The following is a 2,471-nucleotide window of genomic DNA, read 5'->3' on the forward strand; positions in this document are numbered from 1 at the left end:
GGTCTTAAGCATCGCAGTCTCCGGTCTTAAGCATCGCAGTCTCCTCAGATTAGGTGGTTGATCGGACGACCACTCATTCTGCAAAAAAACGGCGGCCGTGATCCAGCCCATGGGATCTATTGCTGTCGGTCGCAAGGCCTTCAAGGAAGTGCGATTCGAGAAAACCGATTCTTGGATACCACTTGTCCCGTTCGAACATCCTCTGCGAAAAGCCGTGATAGGAGATTGTTCGATAGCCCCGATCAGCCATGGCGGCCGGAAAGCAGTCGTAGCTGGTCCGGCGAAGATAATCGGTGTGATCGCCCCATTGTCCGCAGAGTTCGCGGGATTCAGCGCCCGTAGTCGAACCCTCGAAGTTGCTGAGGCCACTTGAAAGTTCATAGCGCCCGGTATCCAGTGCTGGCTGCAGACGCCGTGAAAGAATTGCAGTGTGCTCAGGGCTGGAGAATGCGCCAAGCCCTTCCACCATTACGAACAACAAGTTGCGACCACCATTCGCTACAGCGGCGGCGTCGATACCATTGATCGAGAGTGCGCTTTCAAATGAGTCAGCAGGTTGCTTCAGGAAAGGGCGATTGATATGGCGCTCCAACATCACCACGCTGAAAGCGACGAGAGCCCCTGGCAGTAGCGATGCGCCTCGCAATACCTGTCGATTGTGATTCACGAGGCAGGCGATTGCAACGCCATTCGCGATAAAGAGGCTGATCACGACGACGTAAAATACGGAAGAGGTGAGATCCAGCGATGCCATGTAGCGCACCGACTGGATTGCAGCGCCGAGCGGCAGGTGGAACGCTACCATAACCACGAGGCCGAAATCGATGAGGGCAATGAGCGGGAATAGCAGGTAGGCCAACGTAGGTTTGGCGCGCAGCGCGAATAGGCCTCCAATCAAGTAAAGGAATGGCGAAAGCGGTCGTGCGGCCACATAGAACGGCAAGACCAGCAGCATCATCAGATTAGGCGCTAGGCCGAGGATGAGCGCCAAGCGCCACGCCCTCGCACTCCAAAGTGAGGGGAATGACCGTGCCGCCATTGAGGATATCGCTTGCGAAATCATATTCTCTCCCACGTGACTAGGAGAGGGCGTAACAGAACTGTCTTTAAGCTAAGTTACCAGTATGGCGAGCAAATTCCTTGTCGCGCAAGATGTAGGGTTGTGGATCCCGCGGAGATTGGACGTTCTTACTTGAACAGAATCCAGACCTAGCGGGTCGGCACCGGCACGTCGCCGCGGTAGTCGTAGAAGCCGCGGCCGGACTTGCGGCCGAGCCAACCAGCTTCGACGTATTTTACCAGGAGCGGGCAGGGGCGGTATTTCGAGTCCGCCAAGCCGTCGTGCAGGACCTGCATGATCGACAGGCAGGTGTCGAGACCGATGAAGTCGGCGAGCTGCAGCGGACCCATCGGGTGGTTGGCGCCGAGCTTCATGGCGGTGTCGATCGCCTCGACCGTGCCGACGCCCTCATAGAGGGTGTAGATCGCCTCGTTGATCATCGGCAGCAGGATGCGGTTGACGATGAAGGCCGGGAAGTCTTCGGCGACCGTGACGGTCTTGTCGAGCGTGCCGACAAATTCCTTGGCGGCCTTGAACGTGCCTTCGTCCGTGGCGATGCCGCGCACGAGCTCGACCAGCTTCATCACCGGAACCGGGTTCATGAAGTGGATGCCCATGAACTTTTCCGGACGGTCGGTCGCAGATGCAAGGCGGGTGATCGACAGCGAAGAGGTGTTGGTCGCAAGCAGCGCTTCCGGCTTCATGATCGGGCATACCTGGCCGTAGATCTTGCGCTTGATGGTTTCGTCCTCGGTGACGGCCTCGATGACGAGGTCCACCTGCGACAGGTCGTTGATGTCGGACGAGCCCTTGATCAGCGCCAGCGCGCTCTTGCGAGCCTCGTCGGTCATCTTGCCTGATGACACCTGGCGGGCAAGGTTGCCGTTGACGGTGGCGAGGCCCGCCTCGATGCGATCAGCGGCAAGATCGTAGATCTGCACCTTGTATCCGGCCATCGCCGAAACATGCGCAATGCCGCAGCCCATTTGCCCGGCACCAATAACTCCGACCGTCTTGATCATCGCGGCGAACATCCATCTTCAAGAATTTTGGCGGCCGTGCCGCCGTCACATACGAAAATACCGGGCCGGTCTGGCCGGCCCGGTAGATTGTTAATGCCAAGTCCGCGCTTTTGCCAGCCCTTTTCCTTGAGGCTCGGGAAGTGCGGTTGGCGAATGGTTACAGCGCCTTTTCGAGCTCCGGCAGGGCTTCGAACAGGTCGGCGACGAGGCCGTAGTCGGCAACCTGGAAGATCGGCGCCTCCTCGTCCTTGTTGATGGCGACGATCACCTTTGAGTCCTTCATGCCGGCCAGATGCTGGATCGCACCGGAGATGCCGCAGGCAATGTAGAGATCGGGGGCGACCACCTTGCCGGTCTGGCCGACCTGCCAGTCGTTTGGGGCATATCCG

Annotated in this window: 3 protein-coding genes; all 3 read right to left on the reverse strand. The window is 58.6% G+C overall.

From position 1 onward, the window contains the following. Positions 1 to 73: 73 nt before the first annotated feature. A complete protein-coding gene (locus tag ASD52_RS28570; protein WP_057226399.1) occupies positions 74 to 991 on the reverse strand; it encodes a hypothetical protein in 918 nt (305 codons plus the stop codon). 218 nt (positions 992 to 1,209) lie between these two features. After that, the gene (locus tag ASD52_RS28575) at positions 1,210 to 2,082 is read right to left on the reverse strand and encodes a 3-hydroxybutyryl-CoA dehydrogenase (protein WP_038576434.1); all 873 of its coding nucleotides are present in this window, start codon (positions 2,080 to 2,082) and stop codon (positions 1,210 to 1,212) included. 157 nt (positions 2,083 to 2,239) lie between these two features. After that, positions 2,240 to 2,471, reverse strand: a 232-nt coding sequence (locus ASD52_RS28580; RefSeq protein ID WP_200954106.1) for an FAD-binding protein, incomplete at its 5' end; no start/stop codon positions are given.

It is taken from the genome of Ensifer sp. Root142, from assembly GCF_001426785.1.
Classification (GTDB): Bacteria; Pseudomonadota; Alphaproteobacteria; order Rhizobiales; family Rhizobiaceae; genus Ensifer; species Ensifer canadensis.

What these genes read in the sequence shown, in the direction of transcription:
- ASD52_RS28575 (WP_038576434.1), bottom strand. Translation starts at nt 2,082, where the DNA reads ATGATCAAGACGGTCGGAGTTATTGGTGCCGGGCAAATGGGCTGCGGC.